This window comes from Nonlabens xylanidelens, assembly GCF_002934445.1.
GTDB lineage: Bacteria > Bacteroidota > Bacteroidia > Flavobacteriales > Flavobacteriaceae > Nonlabens > Nonlabens xylanidelens.
This window is the reverse complement of record NZ_PTJE01000007.1, coordinates 108,974-133,779: the sequence shown is the minus strand read 5'-3', so window position 1 is coordinate 133,779 and position 24,806 is coordinate 108,974. Positions and strand designations below refer to the sequence as shown.

19 protein-coding genes and 2 tRNA genes are annotated in these 24,806 nt (G+C 34.1%); 8 read left to right on the top strand and 13 right to left on the bottom strand.

The features are described 5' to 3' along the window. Positions 1–327: 327 nt before the first annotated feature. The 3 genes from LY01_RS12965 to LY01_RS12955 all read right to left on the bottom strand — a co-directional run bounded on the left by LY01_RS12965 (position 328) and on the right by LY01_RS12955 (position 2,700). A tRNA-Pro gene (locus LY01_RS12965) sits at positions 328–402 on the bottom strand. 84 nt (positions 403–486) lie between these two features. Beyond that, positions 487–570, bottom strand: a tRNA-Ser gene (locus LY01_RS12960). A gap of 96 nt (positions 571–666) precedes the next feature. Further along, positions 667–2,700 carry an HD family phosphohydrolase gene (locus LY01_RS12955; RefSeq protein ID WP_104516299.1) on the bottom strand — a complete coding sequence of 678 codons (2,034 nt, stop codon included), beginning with the start codon at positions 2,698–2,700 and terminating at the stop codon, positions 667–669. A gap of 139 nt (positions 2,701–2,839) precedes the next feature. Between LY01_RS12955 and LY01_RS12950 the strand changes: the two genes are divergently transcribed. Both LY01_RS12950 and LY01_RS12945 read left to right on the top strand, forming a co-directional pair. Further along, the gene (locus tag LY01_RS12950; protein ID WP_104516298.1) at positions 2,840–4,012 is read left to right on the top strand and encodes an acetyl-CoA C-acyltransferase; all 1,173 of its coding nucleotides are present in this window, start codon (positions 2,840–2,842) and stop codon (positions 4,010–4,012) included. A gap of 11 nt (positions 4,013–4,023) precedes the next feature. Then, positions 4,024–4,773, top strand: coding sequence for a C40 family peptidase (locus LY01_RS12945; RefSeq protein WP_104516296.1), 750 nt, complete (start codon positions 4,024–4,026; stop codon positions 4,771–4,773). A 69-nt stretch (positions 4,774–4,842) separates the two neighbouring features. Here LY01_RS12945 and LY01_RS12940 read toward each other — a convergent pair whose 3' ends face one another. Together LY01_RS12940 and gyrA are read right to left on the bottom strand one after the other, a co-directional pair. Further along, on the bottom strand, positions 4,843–6,027 hold the full coding sequence (locus tag LY01_RS12940; protein ID WP_104516294.1) for a tetratricopeptide repeat protein: 1,185 nt from the start codon (positions 6,025–6,027) through the stop codon (positions 4,843–4,845). A gap of 15 nt (positions 6,028–6,042) precedes the next feature. After that, positions 6,043–8,568, bottom strand: a complete 2,526-nt coding sequence (gyrA, locus tag LY01_RS12935; protein WP_104516292.1) for a DNA gyrase subunit A — start codon at positions 8,566–8,568, stop codon at positions 6,043–6,045. A gap of 268 nt (positions 8,569–8,836) precedes the next feature. Here gyrA and LY01_RS12930 point away from each other — a divergent pair, with 268 nt between their 5' ends. Together LY01_RS12930 and LY01_RS12925 are read left to right on the top strand one after the other, a co-directional pair. Further along, a complete protein-coding gene (locus tag LY01_RS12930; RefSeq protein ID WP_104516365.1) occupies positions 8,837–11,401 on the top strand; it encodes an ATP-dependent Clp protease ATP-binding subunit in 2,565 nt (854 codons plus the stop codon). Between the two features lie 276 nt (positions 11,402–11,677). After that, positions 11,678–12,049, top strand: a complete 372-nt coding sequence (locus tag LY01_RS12925; protein ID WP_104516291.1) for a hypothetical protein — start codon at positions 11,678–11,680, stop codon at positions 12,047–12,049. A gap of 39 nt (positions 12,050–12,088) precedes the next feature. Here LY01_RS12925 and hutH read toward each other — a convergent pair whose 3' ends face one another. Continuing rightward, entirely contained in the window at positions 12,089–13,591 is a 1,503-nt protein-coding gene (gene hutH, locus LY01_RS12920; RefSeq protein WP_104516289.1) for a histidine ammonia-lyase, read from the bottom strand. A 39-nt stretch (positions 13,592–13,630) separates the two neighbouring features. After that, positions 13,631–15,175 carry an NAD(P)H-hydrate dehydratase gene (locus LY01_RS12915; RefSeq protein WP_104516363.1) on the bottom strand — a complete coding sequence of 515 codons (1,545 nt, stop codon included), beginning with the start codon at positions 15,173–15,175 and terminating at the stop codon, positions 13,631–13,633. Positions 15,176–15,322: 147 nt separating this feature from the next. On the opposite strand from LY01_RS12915, the gene gcvT reads away from it, so the two are divergent. Then, positions 15,323–16,405 (top strand): glycine cleavage system aminomethyltransferase GcvT, encoded by a 1,083-nt coding sequence (gcvT, locus tag LY01_RS12910; protein WP_104516287.1) that lies wholly within the window; start codon positions 15,323–15,325, stop codon positions 16,403–16,405. Positions 16,406–16,416: 11 nt separating this feature from the next. Further along, positions 16,417–17,232, top strand: a complete 816-nt coding sequence (locus LY01_RS12905; RefSeq protein WP_104516285.1) for a sugar nucleotide-binding protein — start codon at positions 16,417–16,419, stop codon at positions 17,230–17,232. Positions 17,233–17,297: 65 nt separating this feature from the next. On the opposite strand, the gene LY01_RS12900 is transcribed toward LY01_RS12905, so the two are convergent. The 4 genes from LY01_RS12900 to LY01_RS12885 all read right to left on the bottom strand — a co-directional run bounded on the left by LY01_RS12900 (position 17,298) and on the right by LY01_RS12885 (position 22,334). Further along, positions 17,298–18,548 carry a DUF3999 family protein gene (locus LY01_RS12900; protein WP_104516283.1) on the bottom strand — a complete coding sequence of 417 codons (1,251 nt, stop codon included), beginning with the start codon at positions 18,546–18,548 and terminating at the stop codon, positions 17,298–17,300. Continuing rightward, on the bottom strand, positions 18,532–20,997 hold the full coding sequence (locus LY01_RS12895; protein WP_104516281.1) for a DUF2339 domain-containing protein: 2,466 nt from the start codon (positions 20,995–20,997) through the stop codon (positions 18,532–18,534). The genes LY01_RS12900 and LY01_RS12895 overlap by 17 nt, the downstream gene beginning before the upstream one ends. Before the next feature lie 195 nt (positions 20,998–21,192). Then, positions 21,193–22,032 carry a 1,4-dihydroxy-2-naphthoyl-CoA synthase gene (locus LY01_RS12890; RefSeq protein WP_104516279.1) on the bottom strand — a complete coding sequence of 280 codons (840 nt, stop codon included), beginning with the start codon at positions 22,030–22,032 and terminating at the stop codon, positions 21,193–21,195. A 29-nt stretch (positions 22,033–22,061) separates the two neighbouring features. Next, positions 22,062–22,334: a hypothetical protein gene (locus tag LY01_RS12885; RefSeq protein WP_104516277.1), complete on the bottom strand. Its 273-nt coding sequence runs from the start codon at positions 22,332–22,334 to the stop codon at positions 22,062–22,064. A 272-nt stretch (positions 22,335–22,606) separates the two neighbouring features. Between LY01_RS12885 and LY01_RS15375 the strand changes: the two genes are divergently transcribed. Together LY01_RS15375 and LY01_RS15370 are read left to right on the top strand one after the other, a co-directional pair. Further along, complete coding sequence (locus LY01_RS15375; protein ID WP_317044706.1) at positions 22,607–22,807, top strand: hypothetical protein; 201 nt, start codon at positions 22,607–22,609, stop codon at positions 22,805–22,807. Further along, entirely contained in the window at positions 22,764–23,018 is a 255-nt protein-coding gene (locus tag LY01_RS15370; RefSeq protein WP_317044705.1) for a DUF2452 domain-containing protein, read from the top strand. The genes LY01_RS15375 and LY01_RS15370 overlap by 44 nt, the downstream gene beginning before the upstream one ends. Here LY01_RS15370 and LY01_RS12875 read toward each other — a convergent pair. Then, a complete protein-coding gene (locus LY01_RS12875) occupies positions 23,015–24,079 on the bottom strand; it encodes a DUF3137 domain-containing protein (protein WP_104516275.1) in 1,065 nt (354 codons plus the stop codon). The genes LY01_RS15370 and LY01_RS12875 overlap by 4 nt on opposite strands. A gap of 6 nt (positions 24,080–24,085) precedes the next feature. Beyond that, entirely contained in the window at positions 24,086–24,676 is a 591-nt protein-coding gene (locus LY01_RS12870; protein WP_104516273.1) for a LemA family protein, read from the bottom strand. Between the last annotated feature and the right edge of the window lie 130 nt (positions 24,677–24,806).

Here is a 24,806-nt window from a genome sequence, read left to right as displayed (position 1 = left end):
GTAATATGAAACAATTATTAAATATCATTATTAATTTAATAAATTCTTCAATACAATCACCACAAATACAGATGCACCTAAAGCATCAAGTAAGGCTCACGATACATATGTAAAAAAAAAGATGTTCCTAATTAAATAAGAATTCCGTAGAACCAACTTATTTAAAACAAACTAGAATGATGAAAATTAAATAAACTGGAAGAAAAAAAGCATCGATAAAAGTGTAAATTATCTAAGATAAAAAGAGAAGTCCTACCCTATAAAACAAAAAAAACCGTTTTCATCGTAAGATGAAAACGGTAATTACAAAAGCCTTACGACTTTTAGTCGGGGTGGCAGGATTCGAACCTGCGACCTCCTCGTCCCAAACGAGGCGCGATGACCGGGCTACGCTACACCCCGATTTTTATTTATATCAGTTTCGGTTCTGATGTACTAACCTTGTATATTAATACCTAAATTCAAATATTAAAGAGGTTAATTTTGCGGAGAGACAGGGACTCGAACCCTGGCGACGGTTGCCCGTCGACAGATTAGCAATCTGCTCCATTACCACTCTGGCACCTCTCCTAATATGTTAATGAACTCGCTTCGTTTCCGTAAGCGGTTGCAAATTTAAGTCTACTTTCTGTTTCTCACAAATAAAAAGAACTTTTTTTTCAAAAATTATTCTGGATATTCTATTCTAACATGATAAATACTAGCTAACTTCTTTTTAATCACTGCTTTAATCAATTCAATCTGTTTAAAAGTAATATTTGCATTTAAGAACTGACCGCTATCCACTTGTCCCTCTATAATCTTATCTACTAAATTGTCTATCTTAATAGAAGTAGGATTCTTTAAACTTTTTGAAGCTGCCTCTACACTATCTGAAATCATAAGTATAGCAGTTTCTTGACTAAATGGTCTAGGACCTGGATATCTAAAGCTATCTTTATCTACGTCGGGATTATCCTCTTTTGCTTTGGAATAGAAATAATACACCAAACTATCTCCGTGGTGTGTTCTAATAAAATCTATAATTCTATCTGGCAAGTTGTATTTACGAGCGATTTCTATACCATTAATGGTATGATCTATAATAATTCTAGCGCTATCTTCTGGATCTAAATCATTGTGTGGATTAATACCGCTTCCTTGATTTTCGGTGAAATAGGTTGGATTCTTCATTTTACCTATATCGTGATAAAGCGCTCCTACCCTAACTAGCATTGCATTTGCTCCTATTTCATTAGCTATGGTTTCGGCAATATTTGCCACATTTAAAGAATGGTGAAAAGTTCCAGGAGCTTTATTAGATAGTTCTTTAAGAAGTCGTGAATTAGTATCACTAAGCTCTAACAAAGAAACATCACTTACCAATCCAAATATTTTCTCAAATATGTAAATAAGAGGCCAAACAAACAGCATTGCCAAACCACACAGAACAAAGTAACCTAAACGCCCCCATTCCCATCCTACAATACCTCCTTGATTTATTGCATAAAAAGCAAAATAAGATACAAAATACACTCCAATTATCTGTGCAACAGTCAGAAATAGATTTGCTCTTTTATATATTTCCTTACCTGAGAGAATTGTCACTATACCTGACATCATTTGAAGAAAAAGATACTCATCACTATTAGGTACTATAAAACTTAAGATAAAAATAGTTACCACATGAGTAAACAAACCTAATCTAGCATCAAAAAAAGCTTTAAGTACTAGAGGAAGAATACACACAGGAACTACATATATGTACTCTACATTAATATTGACTACTGTCGCTGTTAATACTACAATTAATCCAACATTAAAAAATATAAAAAACAACTTCCTGAAATTGGAAAAAATATCTTGACGATACCTCCATAAGAACAATAATAGCATTGCATATGCCATACCTACTAAAATAATATAACCGGTAAGCTTCCAATTATACTGGGAATCTGTCCAAGTTTGTGATTTATAGGTATTATTTAATGTATTTAATATTAACAGCTTTTGCCCTTCTACTATTTCGCCCTGAGCGATAATACGAGCACCTTGACTAACTAAGCCTCTGGTAGTTAAAATCTTGCTTAATTCTTCCTTTATAGCTATATCAGTTAATTCTTTATCAAAAACAACATTAGACTCAATAGAACTAAGTAGGCTAGATAATAAAACTGTTTTATTTAGATTAGAATTATTAGGAAGAACATTGTTTTTACTTATTAAGCCACTTAGTTCGTTTGGTAAATAAATATTACCATAACTGGAAGATATTACTTCATTATTTGCAGTTAAAACAACAGGCTGATTATCATCAAGATCTAATGGAACTTCAAGATAACCGACTTTGTACAACCTATTTAATATAGATTTCACATCCTTTAAAAGAAGCTTATACTCATCGCTATTTAAAGAATCGGTACTAGGATTATATTTTGATAACCACTTATTATAAACCTTATCTTTAATATTATTGTCTACTTTAAAATAACGTGGCGTCTTAGCAGAAACTGCTTGTTGTTCTAACAATAAAGCTTGTTCTCCTTTTTCTATAGGAAAGGAAAAGGGAGCGTATAGAGTTTCATAATCCCATGGTTCACCCTGGTTATAATCATATTTAAAACGATTATTATTAGGAAACACATAAACAGTCAATGCTGTACAAAAACATAGTAAAATGATTTTATAAACAAGACTTTGATAATTGTACAATCTATTCATTACGTGATGCAAAGAAGACAAATTAACGACTATAGTTTTAATAAACCATTAATATAGTCACACAAATGAGTGTTTGGTAGACCAGTTAGACCTAAATTACTTATTAAATTCATTATTTTTGCAGTATAAAAATCAAGACATGAAAAAAGTAGTTATAGTATCTTATGCAAGAACTCCTATAGGAAGTTTTATGGGGAAATTATCATCAGTTCCAGCCACAAAACTAGGATCTGTAGCTATTAAAGGTGCCCTAGATAAAATTTCTTTGGAACCCAACCTTGTAGACGAGGTATTAATGGGTAACGTAGTGCAAGCAGGTACTGGACAAGCTCCAGCTAGACAGGCTGCATTAGGAGCAGGAATATCTATAGACACACCAGCATCTACTATCAATAAGGTTTGTGCAAGTGGAATGAAGACTATTATGATGGCTGCTCAATCTATTGCCTTAGGAGATAACGATATCGTTATTGCCGGAGGAATGGAAAATATGAGCATGATACCACATTATGTACATATGAGAAATGGTCAAAAATTTGGACCAACTACTCTAGTAGACGGTATGCAAAAAGACGGACTAGTTGACGCATACAGTCAAGAAGCTATGGGAACTTGTGCAGATCTATGCGCAACAGACCACAGTTTTACTCGTGAAGACCAAGATGAATTTGCCGTACAATCTTATGAACGTTCTAAAGCTGCATGGGAATCTGGTAAGTTTAACGACGAAGTTGTACCAGTAGCTGTTCCACAAAGAAGAGGAGACGATGTAATAGTCGATACAGACGAGGAGTTTTCTAATGTGAAAATGGAAAAAATACCTGCATTGCGACCTGCTTTTTCTAAAGACGGTACTGTAACTGCAGCAAACGCCTCTACTATTAACGATGGTGCCGCAGCACTAGTTTTAATGAGTGAAGAAAAAGCAAATGAATTAGGATTAACTGCACTAGCAACTATAATAGGTTATGCTGATGCTGCACAAGAGCCTAAATATTTTACAACAGCTCCTGCCAAAGCGCTTCCTAAAGCTCTTAATAAAGCAGGTGTAGCTATAAGTGACGTAGATTACTTTGAATTTAATGAAGCATTTGCTGTAGTAGGCTTAGCTAACATGAAAATATTAGGTCTTAATGACAGTAATGTAAATGTATACGGTGGTGCTGTTTCTTTAGGACATCCTCTAGGTTGTAGTGGCGCTCGAATAGTAACGACACTCATGAGTGTCTTAAGACAAGAGAAAGGAAAGATAGGTGCTGCAGCTATCTGTAATGGTGGCGGTGGCGCAAGTGCAATCGTGATACAATCGTAAGTTAAGAATCTATGAGATACGGTGTCTGTCCGATTTCTATTGCTCCTTTAAGGTTAGAAACTAGTGATGCCAGCGAGATGGTATCACAAGTTCTCTATGGAGAATTATTTAAGGTATTAGAAAAAAGAAAGAAATGGTCTAAAATTAGACTTGCTCATGATAATTATGAAGGCTGGATTGATAACAAACAGTTCAAAGAAATTGAATCTGAACAATACCAACACTTTGTAAAGCACTCAAAATTTTATTCTAAAGATTTAATATCTCATTTAACACATGAGGACAAAACATTGAGCACACTAACCATAGGTGCTCAAGTAAGCTCCACATCCTTATTAAAAGACACTTTTCAAAACGACATAAACACAGTTATACTTGGTAGTTCTAACCTTATCAATAACGCTTTATTATTTCTTAACACTCCTTATTTATGGGGCGGCAGGACACCACTAGGCATAGACTGTAGTGGTTTTACTCAATTAATATATAGACTAAGTGGTTTTGACCTATTAAGAGATGCTAGCCAGCAAGCTACACAAGGTGAAGTGTTGAGCTTTATAGAAGAAGCTGAACCAGGCGACCTTGCTTTTTTTGATAATAATGAAGGTAAAATTACACACGTTGGAATAATAATGAGTGATAATTATATCATACATGCTCATGGTAAAGTAAGAATAGATCGCTTAGACCAGAGTGGTATTTTTAATGTTGAAGAAAACATTCATACTCACAAGTTGAGAGTTATTAAGAAAATAATATAAATAAAAAAGCTCTTGAATAAATCAAGAGCTTTTTTTTCTATTCCGCTTTCGCGAAAGCGTTATAAATACTTACATCTTAGATTTAATTTGTGCAGACTTATCTGTCATACCTAAAAAGTCATACAGACTAACTAAGGTTGCCATCACACCTTTATCCTCTGGCTTTAAATCATGTGCCTTTTCTAAATAAGAAACCGCTTGAGTATAAAACTCCTTTTGCTCTGCAGCAGTTGTCGTCTCTAAATTACCTGTTTCTAGATAAGCATTCGATAAATTTACTAAAGCATAATAGTTTTTAGACTCTAACTTAAGGCTAGATTTAAAGTAACGTATTGCACTTTCATAATTCTTTTTCTCTATTGCTGCAGCTCCTAGATTATCAAAAACCTTAGGATCAGTTATATCAGAGTCCATATTCTCTATAGCTTCTTTGTACTCCTCCATCATTCCTAAAGTTAATAATACATCTGGCTTAACTAACTTAAGAGACTGATCATTTGGATAAGTATTAAGAGCTGTTTCATAAACCTCTTTTGCCTTAACCTTATCCTCTTTATTCACATGTAACCATACCGTCTTAAGAACAATATCTCCTAAATTAGAATTGCTTTTTTCTGAAGCAGGATTTGTATGAGTTTTTGCTTTTACAGAATAATCTCTTACCTGAGCACTAGCAAACTGCTCCACTACACCATTTAAGTTAGTCGCTACATAAGTAGTTTTTACTCCTGTATAACCTTTTTCTAAAAGTGATGAATATTTTTCTAAAGCCACATCAAATTTAGAACTACTATAAGCAAGATTACCTGCATTATAAAGCATATCTAAATTTTCCGGATTACTTTCATACAATTCATCTACCAGTTTCAACGCCATATCTGTATCTCCACTCGCTACTTTATCATTTGCAATTTGAAGTTTGCGATTAAAAATCAAGTTTTCCAACATTGGCTCAAACTTCAAGTTTGAATAACCCAATTCTCTAGACTTTGCGATAGCAGACTCTGCTTTACGTAAATTATCAAGACTTACAGGCTGCCCACCTGAAAGGTCCATATAATTTGCACCTTTGAAAAATTGATAAGCTCCTGCGTATTCTACTTCTACAGAATTCTCATCTATAGAATTAAATAATTCCTGTGCTTTGCTGAATTCTCCTTTTTCTACTGCCTTAGTAATTTTCTTAATCTCTTTTTTCTGAGCAACAGCCATAGAGGCTATTGCTAGAAAAGTTATTGTTAATTTAAATTTCATAATAATATTTTGAATTTATTCTTCGCTATCATCTACTTCAAGATCTGTTCCATCTTCTTGAGCGGCAATTACGCTTTCATCAGACTCTATCTCTTCTTCATCTTCATCCTTTACCACCTTTGCAACGGCCGCAATAGAATCATTTCCTTTAAGATTAATAAGACGGACACCTTGTGTCGCACGTCCCATTACTCTTAAATCTGCGACATTCATACGTATAGCTACTCCTGATTTATTGATAATCATAAGACCATCTTTATCATTCACATTTTTAAGCGCTACTAGACCACCAGTTTTTTCAGTAACCGATATCGTTTTAACACCTTTACCACCACGATTAGTCTCACGATAATCATCTAGGCTAGAACGTTTTCCATATCCTTTTTCTGAAACAACAAGAATATTAGAATCCATATCGTTTACAGCAACCATTCCTATTACCTCGTCCTCGTCGTCAGATAATCTAATACCTCTTACACCACTGGCATTTCTACCCATAGGTCTTGTTTTAGACTCGTCAAAACGTATAGCTTTACCACTCTTTAAACCTAACATAACATGACTGTCTCCAGTGGTTAGTTTTGCTTCTAAAAGTGTATCTCCATCTCTAACGGTAATGGCATTAATACCGTTTGATCTAGGTCTAGAATATTGTTCTAAAGATGTTTTCTTAACCACACCTTTCTTTGTACACATAATCACAAAATGACTATTAATGTATTCTTTATCTTTAATATCCTGAGTACAAATTACTGCCTTAACATTATCATCTTGTTCAATATTAATAAGGTTTTGAATAGCACGACCTTTAGAGGTTTTACTACCTTCAGGAATTTCATAAACTCGCATCCAGAAACACTTACCTTTTTCTGTAAAGAATAACATGTACTGGTGATTAGTCCCCACAAATAGATCTACTAAGAAATCTTCATCTCTAGTAGTACTTGCTTTTTGACCTACTCCACCACGGTTTTGTGTTTTATATTCTGTAAGGCTTGTTCTTTTAATGTAACCAGCATGAGATATAGTTATAACTACCTGCTCATCTGGGATCATGTCTTCTATACTTAGATCACCTCCAGCATATTCAATTTTTGAACGACGCTCATCACCAAATTTCTCTTGAACTTCAATAAGTTCATCTTTGATAATTTGCATACGACGTTCTTTCTTTGCAAGAATATCTTTTAAGTCAGCAATAGTTTCCATTAACTCACTGTACTCGTTACGCAACTTATCCTGTTCTAGACCAGTTAATTGTCTAAGACGCATTTCAACAATAGCACGTGCCTGAATTTCTGAAAGTTCAAATCTCTCGATTAACTTCCCACGAGCCTCTTCACCATTTTTACTAGATCTTATTAAAGCAATAACCTCATCGATGTTATCACTAGCAATAATTAATCCTTCTAAAATATGAGCTCTTTCTTCAGCCTTGCGCAGTTCATATTCTGTTCTACGTGTTACTACTTCATGCCTATGTTCTACAAAGTAATGAATCATCTCTTTTACATTAAGTAATTGAGGACGACCATTAACAAGAGCAATATTATTTACACTAAAACTAGACTGAAGCGCAGTATGCTTATAAAGTTTATTAATAACAATATTAGGTATAGCATCGCGCTTTAATACATAAACGATACGCATACCTTTTCTATCAGACTCATCTCTAATAGAGGCAATACCTTCTAGCTTTTTATCATTAATAAGGTCGGCAGTTTTCTTAATCATATCTGCCTTGTTTACCTGGTATGGTAATTCATCAACGATTATACATTCACGACCTTTTACTTCTTCTATTCTTACACGACCACGTATTTTAATACGTCCACGACCGGTATGAAATGCGTCTTTAACACCATCATAACCATAAATGATACCACCAGTAGGAAAGTCTGGTGCTTTGATGTGCGTTATCAACTCTTCTATCTCAATATCATTATTTTCGATATAGGCAATTGTACCATCCACCACTTCAGTTAAGTTGTGAGGAGGCATATTAGTCGCCATACCTACGGCTATACCACTAGCACCATTAACAAGAAGATTAGGGATTTTTGTAGGTAAAACTGTAGGCTCTGATAAGGTATCATCAAAATTCAGTTGTGTATCAACTGTTTCTTTATCGATATCAGCAAGCATCTCTTCAGATATCTTGCGCATTTTTGCTTCAGTATAACGCATTGCAGCTGGTGGGTCACCATCTACACTACCAAAGTTACCCTGACCATCTACCATCATATAACGCAATGACCATTCTTGAGCCATACGCACCATAGTATCGTAAACAGATGTATCACCATGTGGGTGATACTTACCTAGTACCTCACCTACTATTCTTGCACTTTTTTTGTAACCTCTATTAGAAAGTACACCCAGTTCATACATACCGTAAAGAACCCTTCTGTGTACTGGTTTTAGTCCATCTCGCACATCTGGCAGTGCACGTGACACTATGACTGACATCGAGTAATCGATGTATGCTGACTTCATTTCATCCTCGATATTAATCGGGATTAACTTTTCTCCATCTGCCATGTAAATCAGATTATATTAAATTAGTTATTTTAACAACTAGCAATTTAAGGAAATCGCTAGTAATAATAAGGTGTTGATACGGTTTTAGCTCTGTTTTTATTAACACTTTTAAGCCTTCTCTGTGAATAAGTTTTATCAGTCTATATATTAAGGTAAAGCACTGTAAATGTTACGCTTTCGCGAAAGCGAACAAAGTATTAACCCTTTTTTATATTACGGAATGCTTTTTGAAAGAATAAATTCAATACTTTTAAACGAAAGAAGCAATATGGACGATAATTTTTCACCAAGAGTTAAGGACGTGATCGCCTATAGCAAAGAAGAGGCGTTGCGATTAGGTCACGATTTTATAGGTACAGAACATTTAATGTTAGGATTACTGCGAGATGGAGATGGAAAAGCGATTGAGATTTTAAATAATCTATCGGTAGATCTTGATAACCTGCGCCGTAAAGTTGAGATATTAAGTCCAGCAAACCCTAATATAACAGCTGCAGTAAACGAGAAGAAGAATTTGCATCTTACTCGACAGGCAGAGCGTGCACTGAAAACTACATTTTTAGAAGCAAAACTTTTTCAAAGTACATCTATTAATACGGCTCATCTATTATTATGTATTTTACGTAATGAGAATGACCCTACTACAAAACTTTTAAATAAGCTGAGTGTAGACTATGATAATGTGAAGGATGAATTTAAAATGATTCTATCACAAGAAGATGGTTATATAGAAGACGTAAGCGCACAATCATTTAGTGACGATGACGCAGGAGAAGAAATGCACGATGGCGGTAAAGAGAATTTATTCTCACCATCTGGCGATAAGAAAACAAATAAGAAGTCTAAAACTCCGGTTCTAGATAACTTTGGTCGTGATCTTACTAGAATGGCCGAGGATGATAAACTAGATCCTGTAGTAGGTCGTACAGAAGAAATACAGCGTGTTTCACAAATTTTGAGTCGTCGTAAGAAAAACAACCCTTTATTAATAGGAGAACCTGGTGTAGGTAAAAGTGCCATAGCCGAAGGTCTAGCCTTACGTATCGTACAAAAAAAGGTATCTCGTATTCTCTATGATAAACGTGTTATTACTCTAGATCTTGCTAGCCTAGTTGCTGGTACTAAATACAGAGGGCAGTTTGAAGAGCGCATGAAAGCGGTTATGAATGAATTAGAGAAAAATGATGATATCATTCTTTTCATAGACGAAATTCATACCATAGTAGGCGCTGGTGGTGCAGCTGGGTCTCTAGACGCATCTAACATGTTTAAACCTGCACTTGCTCGTGGTGAGTTGCAATGTATAGGAGCCACTACTCTAGATGAATATAGAAATAGTATTGAAAAGGATGGCGCTCTAGAAAGACGTTTTCAAAAAGTAATGGTAGAGCCTACTTCGGTTGAAGAAACTATTACTATTCTTAATAATATTAAGGCAAAATATGAAGACCATCATAATGTGATTTATACTCCAGAGGCTATTGAAGCTTGTGTGAAGTTAACTAATCGCTATATGACAGATCGTTTTCTACCAGACAAGGCTATTGATGCGCTTGATGAAGCAGGATCTCGTATTCACATTACTAATATAGAGGTACCTGAACAAATAGTTGAAATAGAAAAACAACTAGAAGATGTTAAGAAAGAAAAGAATAACGTCGTTAAAAAGCAGAAATATGAACAAGCTGCAAAATTAAGAGACGATGAGAAGAAGTTAGAACAACAGCTGGAAGAAGCGCAAAATGCGTGGGAAGAAGCTTCTAAACTTCATAAAGACACGGTAACTGAAGAAAATGTTGCCGAAGTAGTGAGCATGATGACTGGAATACCTGTTAATCGTATCGCTACTAAAGAGTTAAAGAAATTAAGTAATCTTAATAGCACTATTGCAGATCTAGTTATAGGTCAAGATAAAGCGGTGAAACAAGTTGTAAAAGCCATACAACGTAATAGAGCTGGATTAAAAGACCCTAATAAACCAATAGGTTCTTTCATATTCTTAGGACAGACTGGTGTAGGTAAGACACAACTTGCAAAGGTTCTAGCAAACGAATTATTTGATTCTGAGAATTCACTTATACGTATTGATATGAGTGAATACATGGAGAAATTTGCTATTTCTAGACTAGTAGGAGCACCTCCAGGATATGTAGGTTATGAAGAAGGTGGACAGCTTACTGAAAAAGTAAGACGTAAACCGTATGCGGTTATACTTCTAGATGAGATAGAAAAAGCGCATCCTGATGTGTTTAATATGTTACTGCAGGTTCTTGATGACGGTTTCTTAACAGACAGTTTAGGAAGAAAAATTGATTTTAGAAATACTATCATCATAATGACTTCTAACGTAGGTGCTAGAAAACTGAAAGACTTTGGTGCGTCTGGTGTAGGATTCGGTACTGCAGCTCGCAAAATGGCCGAAGACGACAACGCTCGTGGAGTTATACAAGCAGCATTAAAGAAAACCTTTGCACCAGAATTCTTAAACAGAATAGATGATGTAATCGTATTCAACTCTTTAGAAAAAGATGATATTCATAAAATTATAGATATTGAACTAGCTAAGTTATTTACTAGAATCAAAGGTCTAGGGTACAATCTTTCTCTTAGTGATGAGGCAAAAGACTACATTGTAGAAAAAGGTTTTGACAAAGAGTACGGTGCACGTCCACTTAAAAGAGCTATTCAAAAACATATAGAAGACGCTCTTGCTGAAGAAATAGTAAACAGTCAGCTTAGTGAAGGTGATTCTATTTTTATGAATTTTGATAAAGAAGAAGATAAACTAGTGATAAAAATTGAAAAAGAATCTGAAGAACATTCTGCAGAGTAATTTTCAAAATAATTTCTTTAAAACGAGTCTTAAGATGTATTTCTTAAGACTCGTTTTTTTTATGACCTGTTGTTTTATGTTATTTTTATCATGAAATATGAAAAAACATATAAGTAATCCTTTAGTGAAAATGAGGCGAAAAAGACATATTCATACTCTTTTTTGGTCTTAAAACTATCAATTAAGTAGTTGATCGATTAATCTTTGGTTACATTTTTTATTATGCACGCATAGTAAAAAGCACTTATATTTGCACCTCGATTTAAGAATTGAATTATGAATATTTTAGAATTAGGGTTCGGAAAATTTGAATTACATAAAGATATAATTATAGGTATAATTAATGAAGGTATACACTTTAATATGGCTCTTAACTCCATACTTAACGATGAGATTATTGCTCATTATGGTACCGAGCAAAAATTAGGATATATAAGTATGCGCGAGAATAGTTACAGCATAGATCCTATGGTGCATTTATATAATACAAAACATCAAAATTTAAGAAGTATAAGTATAGTGGAGAGCAATTCTCAAATTATAAGCTCTGTAGATCTAGAGAGTAAGTTCTTTAAACCTGGAAAGCTACAATCTTTTTTCAATAAAGAACATGCCATCAACTGGACCAACTCTCAATTACTCAATTAAAAAAAAAGAGGTGAACTATAGTAACGTTCACCTCTTTTCTTAATTTATTATTTCTAGGTCCAAAGCTGTGGAATCCATTAACTCTCTAGCTAGTTGAATATCTCCATACATGACTCTATCCGTGTCGTAAAAAGGTACAGAACTGCGCAGTAGCATAACTATAGATTCTAAAAAGTCAGATGTTTTCTTGCCTTGAAATTCTAATGCTTGTGTACCACTTATAAGTTCTATGGCAAGTACTGTTTTTATATTATCAATTATTTTATAAGCCTTAGTTGCAGCATTTGCCCCCATACTTACATGATCTTCTTGCCCGTTAGAACTAACGATACTATCTGTAGAAGCTGGATTTGCAAGATGTCTATTCTGACTTACTATACTTGCTGCGGTATATTGAATAATCATTAAACCACTATTTAAACCGGCATTATTACATAAGAAAGGTGGTAAACCACGAGTACCGCTCATTAATTGAAATATCCTACGCTCACTAATGCTGGCTATTTCACTCATTGCTATAGAAAGAAAATCTAGAGCTAGAGCTAGTGGTTGTCCATGAAAATTACCACCAGATATAATGGTGTCAGATTCTGGAAATACATTAGGATTATCGGTAACTGAGTTACATTCTGTCACTATTGTTTTAATAACATGATCTAGTGTGTCCTTTGTAGCACCATGAACTTGTGGTGTGCATCTAAAACTATAAGGATCTTGTACATTCTCTTTTTTACCAGACGCTATCTGACTGTCTTCTAATAAATCGCGGATAATGGAAGCACTCTTAAGCTGTCCTTTGTGTGGTCTTATCAAGTGAATTCGCTCGTCAAAGGGTGACATATTACAAGAAAAACCATCTAAAGATATAGCGGTAGTCACATGTGACCAGTACCATAGTTTTTGAGATTCTAGACTTAAATAAACTCCATAAGCTAGCATGAATTGCGTACCATTAATAAGAGCTAGACCTTCCTTAGACTGTAATTGGAGAGAATCCCATCCCATAAGATCATTGATTTCAGCACCAGTATATCGTTTTCCTAGGTAAGAAACCTCTCCTAATCCTATTAAGGGTAAAGCAAGATGTGCTAGTGGTGCAAGATCTCCAGATGCTCCTAAAGAACCTTGTTGATAAACTACTGGATGCACTCCTGCATTGTAAAAATCAATTAATCGCTGTATTACAGCTATACTTATTCCACTATGTCCATAGCTTAAACTTTGAACTTTAAGAAAAAGCATCAATCTCACTATCTTTTCTGGAACCTCTTCTCCTGCCCCACATGCATGTGACATAATTAGATTATGTTGCAACTGCGTTAGTTGATCACTCTCTATCTGGGTATTACACAAAGAACCAAATCCTGTATTGATACCATAAGTAGGTTTGCTATTTGTATCGCCAAAGTTTTTATCTAAATAATCTCTACACTCCTTTACGGCTTGTGCAGCGTTATCTGATAATTTTAGAGCTGTAACATTATTTACTATGTGCTGTAAATCTTTTAAACTTAAACGTTTTGAAGAAATTTCGTGTGTCATGATGGGCTGTTTAGACTGCGGCAATATTAAACAAAAAGTTTAACTCTGTGGTTGCGCTTGTTGCTCTTGCGCCGGATTTCTAAATAGCTGGAGTATACTAGAACCTATAAAATTAGATATTATGGAAGCCTTAAGACCCTCATGTGCATATGTTTGTGATGCTAGATCGCCACTGGCTCCATGTAAATACACAGAGAATGCAGCTGCCGTAAGTGGGTCATATCCTTGTGCAAGGAATGAAGCTATAATACCACTCAACACATCGCCACTACCTGCAGTTGCCATTCCAGGATTTCCTGTACTGTTAACATACTGACCAGAACCTGCGACAGTAATGGTATGTGCTCCTTTTAATACAAGAATTACATTGTTTTTCTTAGAAAACTCTTGTGCTTTTTCTAACCTTGTATAACTATTATCCCACTCACCTATCAACTTTTTAAGCTCGCCATCGTGAGGAGTTAAAATAGAATCTTTAGGTATATCTTTTATTAATTCTGGATGCTTTGCTAGAATTTGAATTCCGTCAGCATCAATAACTATAGGAGTAGATTGTTCTTTTACCGCTTTCGCGAAAGCGGAACACGTATACTTCTTCACACCTATTCCAGGACCTATGCATAAAACAGCATTCTCAATAGGGTTTTTAAAATCTGTTATGTATTCTTCTCCTTCACTTTCTACCGTCATTACCTCTGGTAAAGAAGATTGCATTATAAAATTACCGTCTTCTGGGATATAGGCCGTCACTTTACCTGCTCCTGCATTTATGGCTGCTCCTGCACAAAGTACAGCGGCACCCATCTTACCTTTACTACCAGCAAATGTTAACACGTGACCATAATCTCCTTTATAAGAAAATTTCTCTCGAGGTTGATACATATTTTGAGCAGCCTCTCTAGTAATCAATTGAGCTATTGGCGCTGCTGCCATTAAATACTCAGGATCTAACCCTATATTAATCACCTCAAAAGTACCGGTGTACTGACCGGTTTCTGGAAGGAAAAAAGATAGTTTAGGCGTTTGAAAAGTAAAGGTATGGTCTGCTTGTAAGATGGCATCATCAGTTTTATGTGCTGTATTTGCATACAGGCCACTAGGCATATCGATAGCAACTTTAAATGCTTTCACACTATTTAAATAGACTATTAAATCTGCCATCCAGCCATCTACAGGTCTATTAATACCTGTACCAAAGATGGCATCTATAATAAAGTCCTGAGGTGTGATTTCTGGAAAATCTTCTTTACAGCTCAATAACACCGGCCACTCGTTAGTCACATCTTTTATACGGTCATAGTTTACTAAAAAGTCTGGAGACCTTTTTTTACTACAATTAGTGACATAAACTTTTACATGGTAACCATGTTGTATCATGTGTCTAGCTATCGCAAGACCATCACCACCGTTATTTCCTATCCCACAAAAGATTTTTACAGGCACTGGTGAACCATTTAATCGTTGATGGAGTCTTTCAAAAACGAGTGTTGCCACACGCTCCATTAAGTCGTTACTAGAAATTTGTTGTTTATTAATTGTGGACAGATCAGCTTCTGCCAGTTGTTGTGCGCTTAGAATTTTCAAAGTGTCAATTTTATGAATCTGCAAGTTAAGGAAATCGAGTGTAAAGCTATTTAATTAGAATTGTGAATTAGTTAGCTTTTTCAGAATCTAAAAAGGTGTGCTATTTAAAGGAGAAATCTCTACATTTGAACTCGTAAAAATTAGAATATGAAAAATACCGCGCTTACCGCTATACATGAATCATTAGGAGCAAAAATGGTTCCTTTTGCTGGATATAATATGCCTGTTCAATATGAAGGTGTTAATATAGAACACCAGACTGTTAGAGATAACGTGGGTGTTTTTGACGTTTCTCACATGGGAGAATTTTTAATTTCTGGACCTGAGGCTTTAAATCTAGTTCAAAAAGTATCTTCTAATGACGCGTCTAAACTTACAGTAGGAAGAGCTCAATATAGTTACCTACCTAACGCTACTGGCGGTATAGTAGATGACATGATTGTTTATAAAATCAAAGAAGAGCAATATTTACTAGTAGTAAATGCTTCTAATATTGATAAAGATTGGGATCACATTACCTCTCATAATACCATGAATGCAGACATGAAAAATCTTTCTGAAGATTATTCACTTCTTGCTATTCAAGGACCTAAAGCTGTAGAAGCAATGCAATCACTTACTTCTGTAGATTTAAGTGCTATTAAATTTTATCACTTTGAAGTATCTGACTTTGCAGGTATAGAAAACGTAATCATTAGTGCAACTGGTTATACAGGTTCTGGTGGTTTTGAGATCTATTGTAAAAACACTGAGGTAGAACAAATCTGGAATAAGGTTTTTGAAGCTGGGGCAGATTATGGTATCAAACCTATAGGTCTTGCTGCACGTGATACCTTGAGATTAGAAATGGGTTACTGTCTTTATGGTAATGATATAGACGACACCACTTCTCCATATGAAGCTGGACTAGGATGGGTTACAAAATTCACTAAAGATTTTGTAAACCACGAGCAGTTATTAGAACACAAAGAAAAAGGTGTAGACAGAAAATTAATCGCCTTTGAAATGGACGAGCGTGCTATACCTCGTGGTGGTTATGAAATTAAAGATAGCAGCCAGCAAGATCTAGGAATAGTTACCAGCGGTACCATGTCTCCATCTATGGGAATAGGAATAGGAATGGGTTATGTACCACCTATTTTTGCCACTCCTGGTAGTAAAATACACATACAAATTAGAAAAAAGTTAGTACCTGCCACAGTAGTAAAACTACCTTTTTATAAAAAGTAAATCTTACATTTTTGAATAGAATCTTAATACTAGGCGGAAGCGGCTTTATAGGGAATGCCCTTTATAAAGAGCTTGCGCCTTTTTTTGATGTACATGCTACCTATAAAACAGATAGTAAAGTCTTTGAAAAAAATAAGCATTTTCATCAATTTGATTATGAATTAGAAAGTCTAGACATACTACTAGATAATTTAAAACCTAAATTTATAGTAACCGCCGTAAGAGGTAATGTGAATAGTCTTTTAAGAATGCATTTTGAGATTTCTAACTACATAGATAATCGAGATTGCAAGGTGATTTTTCTATCTAGTGCAAACGTTTTTGACCGTTTTACTAACTACCCAAGTTATGAGTATGATAAAACACTATCAGAAAGTATTTATGGCCGTTTTAAAATAAGAATTGAAAATGAATTGCTTAGAAAACCAGTTTCTAAGTACGTGATTTGTAGAATACCTATGATTTACGGTACCGGCTCACCACGCCTTAATGAGATCAAAGATCAACTTAAGAGAAATGAAGCTATCGAGGTCTTTCCTAATGTGGTTATTAACGCGACACATATTAAAAAACTAGTACAACAACTCCATTATATTATTAATAGAAGACGTCGTGGTATTTTTCATTTAGGTAGCCGCAATCTTATCCACCATATAGATTTAGTAAGTGATATTTGTGAGCGACTGGGCACTCCTACTCCTTTATTAAAGCAGGTCTTTGATTCTAATGAAGATAGACATCTAGCTGTATTACCTAAAGATAATTTACTTCCTAAACATCTTCAACTTACCATAGAAGATGTGGTAGAAAGTAGTATTGCTCTATAAAAAACCCTAAAGAAGATTAATTTTAGTTCCGCTTTCGCGAAAGCGGAATTTATACAAACACTACTCTACTTTTCTATCTTATTGTTAGTATTACTCAACATCTTAAATGTAAAACCAGCTAATAAAGTAATAACAATTCCCATAACCACCCAAAGCCACCATTCGTTTTCAAATAAAGGTGATACTTGAGTGGGCTTGATTTTATCAATAGCCACTTCTTTACCTAATCCTAAACTCGTTAACTGAGCAGGAATGGTGTTTTTAAATTTCTGTATATCATAATTAGGTCGGTAAGCTGATGCGTTTCCATAAGCAAGTACATAATCTGCTGGCTGGGTGAATCTAGCTATTAATTCATGTTTATAACCTTCTACTGCAACTGATGTAATGTCTAGTGCTTGATTATCGTCATTTAAAACAGATATTCTAAATTTTTGAGCAATCGTCTTTTCAATCTTAAACTCATTAGATTCTAATGAATTAAGAGTCTCTGTGCGTATGTTGCGGTAGTTATATTTCCACCCTTTTTCTGTATGAATACTATCAGATAGGTATGATATATTGATCGTTCTGAAGTAATCATAATTTGCATCTACAAGAACTTTAATACGACTTACAGGAACTTTATTTTCTAACTCAAATTCAAATACACTCGACTTTGAACTCTTATCTTCCTTGAGTTTCATAGTTTTAACACGATGCTTTACTACCTCACCATCTATAAGCTTATCCATAGATATTAAAGCAGATTCCAACACAGGCTGTTGATCACTTCTTACTAGCACACGGAAATATCGATAACTAGATTCTGGTAAAACCAATTCTGTAAATGAATACACAGAGGTCGTGTTGTGAATGTCTAGTATTCTATAATCTTCTAGAATCGTAAACCATTGTTTTAAGTGCTGGCTACCTTCTAGGTCTACTTTCCAGTCAAAATTTGTATCCTTAAATGACAACTGTATGTTATTAATGCTAGTCGGTGCGTCTAACTTAAAGGTAAAGTAATAGCCTTTATCAGTTTTTGAAGTATTTATAATCTCAAAAGGATGTTTTTGAGAAATAGTCTTTTCCTTATTAATCTTTAAAATATAAGGAACCTCGATAGTATCTAGCGCTGTAGATATTCCGTAAATCCTCATATCATTTAAAGATGGAGATACCTTACTAAATACATCATCTGGTACCGTAACCGTATGCCAATCCTCTTTTACAGCATCTAGAGATCTTTTATAATCGTACTCTTTTAATTGAGCAAATGATATAACGCTAACTAACAGCGTTAAAACAGTAAAAAGTTTAATCTTCCTTTTCATTATAATTGATTTGGTTCTTGTATTTATTATAAAGGAATGAGATTATTAAAAGCAATACTCCTAGAGATACAAATACTATAGTTTTTGAAATGGTGTTTAAATGCGCAATATCATAGAAGAATAGTTTTATTAGGGTAATACCAAATAATCCCATGCCTCCTATTCTTAAATAAGGTTTGTTTTTTAATATTCCAAAACCTATCAATAAGAAAGAATAGACGCCCCATAATATACTCAGACCTAATTTATAAGCATCTGTTGCGCCTGCTATATCGAGCCAGTGTATTAACTCACTACTTATTATCCATACTATACTTATATGTAGAATAAGATCATAGGTGATTTTAAAGCCTTTGGCTATTTCTGGCTTCTTTATAAATCGATATAAAGTGAGCATCGCAAAGGCTACAAAAGCAAATGATATATAACGTATAAGTAAATAGAAAATACCTCTATTATAATATTCTGATGTGGATAGATAGGCTTCTCTTAAATCACTCAAAGAATACAAACCTTGTACTAGGAAGATAAATACAGTTAATACCGTAAATATCAATCCGGCGTTTTCTAGAACGTTATTTTTAATTTTCTTGTAATTAAAATAAGATAATAAACCTATAAATAAGAGTGTGTAATTAATTATCCATATAGATTTGAAATCCTTGATACTAGAATCAAATACACTATTTGCATAAGGACTAGATCCTTCTGGTAGTTGAACTCGAGAAGTATCATACCATTGATCAAAGTAAAATTCTATCTCTAATCTAAACGCACAATACAAGGTGAAAATTAAAACAGAAGGTATGGCATACATAGCCATTTTATAAAAAATACCGTCTTTAGAAAGTGCCGATAGAAAAGTTTCTTTCCTTTGAAGATAAACTATAAATCCTAGTGCCGCTACAAATAGCATAGAACTCATAAAACTTATATTCAACAAAGGAATAATATCGCTATAAGATTCTATATCATAAATATTATAATCATTATCCCAATCTTGAAACAGGCTTAAAGTCGCCAGTAGCATAATGGGGTAAGATAGCTTTTCATAAATCTCAATTTTCTTTGAGGTCCCTAACCAGAAAAGCAACACAGCTTGTGCACTCCATAATAAAGTCACCCAATTACCATCTAGCTGAACTGGTATGGCAATAGATATAAAAGCAAGTACTAGTGCTGTTGCTAGGTAAAACAATTTTCTATCGCTTTTCTTCTGTTTATAAATGACTGTTGCCACCGCAAAATGAACTACCGCGTTACACAATGTAAATAGACCTAGGTAATGTTCTCCTGTTTCATTATCACTTAAGATAGCAAATCCTAAACCGTAGAAAACAAAAGAGTTTAAGAGCAGTAAAACAATATCTGAAACTGCAAACGATTCTTTCTTAACCAGTTTATACGAGAGAAAAGTAAGGTAGAATATGATGAAGAAAACAAGTAAAAACCCTAACGCAAGAGTAAAGTGTTCTTGATCCTTATAATCCATTATCATCCAAGAGATAAAAATTAACCAAGTGAAAGCAAACGAAGAATAATATAAAGGTTTCCAGTATTTTTTAAAGGCTAGAATGAGTATCCCTATATTAATAATCGCTATATAACTAAACAATATTTCTACCTGACCAGAACCATTACTTAGTAAAAATGGAACTGCATAAGCGCCCACCAGTCCTAGATGCGCGATAATCTGTTTATTATAATTAAGCGAGGCGACTATGGTAAACCCAGTAAACACCACCATGAGAATAAAGGCGACTGTTTGCGGTATTAGTTCATAAAAACTGTAGGCAAAGAAAGTAATAAAGTAAAGTATTACTATCGCTCCACTTACCAACACAGCACTATAAGATTCATATTTCTGTTTTAGTTTCATTCCAAAACCAAACAAACCTATTGCAGACAAATACCCTAAAATAATTCTAGTTAGTGGACTTATTAAATCATTCTCAATAGAATACTTTGCTCCTATCCCTACACCTATAACCGTTATAAGAATACCTATTTTATTCAATAAGTTTTCACCTATAAATTTTTCTAGATTAGATTTTTGAAGTGGTGATTTCTTTTTAGGTTGCTGTATGGGTTTTTGATAATTTACAGTCTTCTTACTAGGTACTGCATCCCAATTATCATTTGATGCAGACTGACTTTGCTTCGACTGATTTTGCTGCTGCTGCTGCTGCTGCTGCTGCTGCTGCTGCTGCTGCTGTTGATTAGAAAATTCCCAATCTGCCATGGGATTATTAGATACAGCATCTGTTTCTGTAACGGTAGGTTTTTCTACCTCTAATTTTTCTTGCTCATTGCTAGCTTGTGCAGCAGACTGTAATTGATTAAGCTGTGTTTTTAACTCATATATCTCGTACTTAAAAGCCTCTTGCTTTTTAGAAAGAATTGCTAATTTTTCAATTAGCTGATTAATAACATCTTGTTGATCTGCCATAAGTGTGTGGTTGGGCTAGATATAGTTGTAAGCTATATCTAGTGCTAATGTAAGTAAAAACTCATGGAACTAAGTACAATCTATGTAGTTACAGGTAAAATCTGGGATACAAAAAGCTCTCTTTTTTTACCGTAAAATAAAAAAGTGCCAATTCTTTAAATTGACACTTTGTAATTTCTATCTTTTCTAAAAAAATTATGGAATATAACGATCATTACCCCATTCTGGAGCACGTTTTTCTAAGAACGCTTCTCTACCTTCTTTTGCCTCGTCAGTCATGTAGATAAGACGTGTCATTTCTCCAGCAAACACCTGTTGTCCTACCATACCGTCATCAGTCGCATTCATAGCAAATTTTGCCATTTTTATAGCAATAGGAGATTTTTTAAGTATTTCTTGTCCCCAGTCATAAGCCGTCTGGTCCAGTTCTTCATGCGGTACAACCGCATTTACCATTCCCATATCCATAGCTTCTTGAGCACTATACGTACGACCTAAAAAGAAAATCTCGCGAGCTTTTTTCTGCCCTACCATTTTTGCTAGGTATGCACTACCATAACCAGCATCTACACTAGCTACGTCCGTATCTGTTTGTTTAAAAACACCATGTTCTTTACTAGCTATAGTCATGTCACATACCACATGTAAACTGTGTCCACCACCTACAGCCCAGCCAGGTACTGCACAAATAACCACTTTAGGCATAAAACGTATCATGCGCTGTACTTCTAGAATATTTAATCTACCAGTCCCAGAGTCATCTTTATAGCCATCGTGTCCACGAGCATTTTGATCACCACCACTACAAAAAGCCCAACCACCATCTTTCTTAGAAGGTCCTTCTCCAGTGAGAATAACCACACCTATAGAAAGATCTTCTTGTGCGTCATAAAAAGCCTTTATAAGCTCGCTCACCGTTTTAGGTCTAAAAGCGTTGCGTACTTCAGGTCTATTAAAAGCAATACGGGCTATACCGTCAGCTTTTTTATAAGTAATATCTTCAAATTCTATCGCAGTTTTCCAGTTAATGGACATATGATTCAGTTTTTATACAAATATAAGGTCTATCCTATTTGATACCATACTCGCATGACTTGAATCAAGTACACATGACCAGCATGCATATTAATTTTTGAAGTTGTATTCTTTTTACCTGTCTTATTACTTACAGGTAAAAGTATGGTCTCAACATTAACAATTTTATTATTGTAATTTTTACGAATCCATTGATTGGCACGTTCTAGAACCAACTCTTTAGATTCGTAAGTTTTTCCTTGCCAGAAAGTTGTTCCAGTAACCTGAGGCTCAAAATCTATAAAGTGTATTTCGTTTGTCATACTTTATATGTATCGGTAAAATGATAATTGTTACGCTTTCGCGAAAGCGAGTTTCATCAAGTCATCCTTACCGTTCATAGAATCAGAAAGTACAATCATCTAATCACCGTGTGTAAGAACCTTATCTGTCAGTAATTTAGCATAGGAGTTCATCAGTTGTAGGGGATTGATGAATTAACATAATCGAGGCAGATGCATCTGTCTCGATTTTTTGTTTAAGAAATTCATGTTAATGTTCTACAAAACAGAATTTCAAGTCGTAAATTTGTAATATGAGCGAGGATAAAAAACCAGATTACGTAGTATATGATGAAGAGACAGGCACTTATAACGCGGCACTTCTTCCCTATTCTAGCGGTGTTGCCGCTCCTAAAATTACCACTCCAGATATTACCTCATGGAAACAGACTAACATTAATAAAGTCAACCATGAGATCAAATCCCAATTTGACCAACTTAAAAGAGCAATATGATGCTATGGTTAAAAAATTTGAGGATAACCAATTGATCTATGGAGCAAAATTCTCTTTTGAACCTATAGTAGGCGAAATTTATCATCTATATAAAGGACACAAAGATGGACAGCCATTCTTATCTGTCATAGATCCATCAGAATGTTCTTGGGATTTTGTGGGTACCTATAGACTTACTTCTGAAAAACTCTGGGAAGAAAAGGAAGACTAGGTTTTAGACCATATCTTAACATTTAATTTCAAATGTTTTATTATTTTCTCAAAAGACTGAATATCATCAATATAGTTAGTAAAATATTCTACTCCTTCTACTGATTTATTTATATTTACACTAAAATAATCTCGATTCCATGGTATACTCATATAAATTTTACCAGAATTAAAAGAAATCATAGGTAACACCTTTTCAGTTTCAATTATTTGAGCAATGGCTTCAATTAAATTAGGAGACAATACGTAGAACCCTGTTTGCAAATTAGTTGTGTAAATAGAATATTTACTATTTATTAACTGGTTTTCTATTTGAATTTTAGAAAACGAAGATCCAAAAACAGAATCAGTAAATCTATCCCACTTACTTTCAATACTTTTGGGCATCATAATTACATTACCCTCAAAGTTTTTATTAAAATCCGCACACAAAAAAAGTCCTCTGTAGTATTGAATAGTATCTCGTACAAATAATGAACCACCACAACCTGCATTAATATCACCACCTTCACTAGTAATCAACCTGAAAATAATGACAGGTAATAAAAAAATTATTAATAAAAAAACACCTATTGACTTTGGCCAATTAATATCTTCTCTGAAAAATGAAATTTCATTGAAATCAACTTCTACATTTTCTATCACACCTTTTACTCGATCCTCACCTGTGATTCTTACATTATTTCTAAAAAAAGTTTTATTAAAAAAACCACTACTGTGTAAATCTTCTTGATTATAACCAAAAGGCTCATATTTGTAATTTGAATTAACTGCCTTAAAAATTTCTGGTAAAATACCTTCCTTTATATAATCGTGATAAATTTCCTTAGGGTTAGGTATAAAAATTAATCCTATATAAATAGCTCCTATTAAGAATAACCATAACACAATAGGAGGAAAAAAAAGCCCTATAATAACAATTAAAACTGCCGCCACTTTTAATAAAAAACGAATAGGTACAACAGTAAAACCGTATAACAAAGCAAGCGGTTTAAGTTTCCTTCTCTTTTTTTCTAATTGAATAGAATTTTGACGAAGTAACTCTATTAATTCAGATCTCATATTATTTTATCTAAATAGGGATGAAACGTTTGGATTAATCTTTTCAGAATCAGTTGTTTCAAAATAAATAGCAGGTTTATATTCTAAAAATGCAGCCAAGACATTAGAAGGTACAGTTACTATTTTATCATTAAGTGCTAAAACATTAGAATTATAAGCTCTTCTTGCCGCACTTATTTGTTCTTCCATCTCTGTAAGAGTTCTTTGCAGTTGTATCATGTTCTCACTAGATTTTAAATCTGGATAGTTCTCTAACGATACATTGATGCCTCCTAGAAGTTGTGACATTTGATTTTCCATTTCAAAACGCTCTTCTTTAGAAGTAGCATTAGGAATTTTACTTCTTAATGAAGTGATCTTTTCAAACAACTCCTTTTCATGACTCATGTATTCTTTTACACTAGCTACTAGATTAGGCACCAGGTCATATCGTTTTTTAAGAACCACATCTATACCGCTATAACTCATGCCTACCCTATTCTTTTGTCTAACTATACTATTGTATAAAAACAAAACGATAATGAAGCCTACAAAACAAAAAGGACTTGTTATGATTACAAAGACTATTAGGATAATTAATGCGGTTGATTTGCTCATGTCATAGTTTATTACATCGCAAAATACTGCTTTTAATATTTATAAAAAAGAAGAAATAAGTCACTTTATTAAATTTATAACTAACTATTTAGTTTAAACTAAATAGTTAGTTTAATTTTGAACTAAGAAC

Excerpts from the sequence above, each read along its gene's own strand:
- LY01_RS12885 (WP_104516277.1), bottom strand. The coding sequence starts at position 22,334 with ATGACAAACGAAATACACTTTATAGATTTTGAGCCTCAGGTTACTGGA.
- gcvT (WP_104516287.1), top strand. The coding sequence starts at position 15,323 with ATGAAAAATACCGCGCTTACCGCTATACATGAATCATTAGGAGCAAAA.
- LY01_RS15370 (WP_317044705.1), top strand. The coding sequence starts at position 22,764 with ATGAGATCAAATCCCAATTTGACCAACTTAAAAGAGCAATATGATGCT.
- LY01_RS12940 (WP_104516294.1), bottom strand. The coding sequence starts at position 6,027 with ATGAAATTTAAATTAACAATAACTTTTCTAGCAATAGCCTCTATGGCT.
- LY01_RS12895 (WP_104516281.1), bottom strand. The coding sequence starts at position 20,997 with ATGGCAGATCAACAAGATGTTATTAATCAGCTAATTGAAAAATTAGCA.
- LY01_RS12890 (WP_104516279.1), bottom strand. The coding sequence starts at position 22,032 with ATGTCCATTAACTGGAAAACTGCGATAGAATTTGAAGATATTACTTAT.
- LY01_RS15375 (WP_317044706.1), top strand. The coding sequence starts at position 22,607 with ATGAGCGAGGATAAAAAACCAGATTACGTAGTATATGATGAAGAGACA.
- LY01_RS12945 (WP_104516296.1), top strand. The coding sequence starts at position 4,024 with ATGAGATACGGTGTCTGTCCGATTTCTATTGCTCCTTTAAGGTTAGAA.
- LY01_RS12950 (WP_104516298.1), top strand. The coding sequence starts at position 2,840 with ATGAAAAAAGTAGTTATAGTATCTTATGCAAGAACTCCTATAGGAAGT.
- LY01_RS12875 (WP_104516275.1), bottom strand. The coding sequence starts at position 24,079 with ATGAGATCTGAATTAATAGAGTTACTTCGTCAAAATTCTATTCAATTA.
- LY01_RS12925 (WP_104516291.1), top strand. The coding sequence starts at position 11,678 with ATGAATATTTTAGAATTAGGGTTCGGAAAATTTGAATTACATAAAGAT.
- LY01_RS12900 (WP_104516283.1), bottom strand. The coding sequence starts at position 18,548 with ATGAAAAGGAAGATTAAACTTTTTACTGTTTTAACGCTGTTAGTTAGC.
- LY01_RS12870 (WP_104516273.1), bottom strand. The coding sequence starts at position 24,676 with ATGAGCAAATCAACCGCATTAATTATCCTAATAGTCTTTGTAATCATA.
- LY01_RS12955 (WP_104516299.1), bottom strand. The coding sequence starts at position 2,700 with ATGAATAGATTGTACAATTATCAAAGTCTTGTTTATAAAATCATTTTA.
- gyrA (WP_104516292.1), bottom strand. The coding sequence starts at position 8,568 with ATGGCAGATGGAGAAAAGTTAATCCCGATTAATATCGAGGATGAAATG.
- hutH (WP_104516289.1), bottom strand. The coding sequence starts at position 13,591 with ATGACACACGAAATTTCTTCAAAACGTTTAAGTTTAAAAGATTTACAG.
- LY01_RS12930 (WP_104516365.1), top strand. The coding sequence starts at position 8,837 with ATGGACGATAATTTTTCACCAAGAGTTAAGGACGTGATCGCCTATAGC.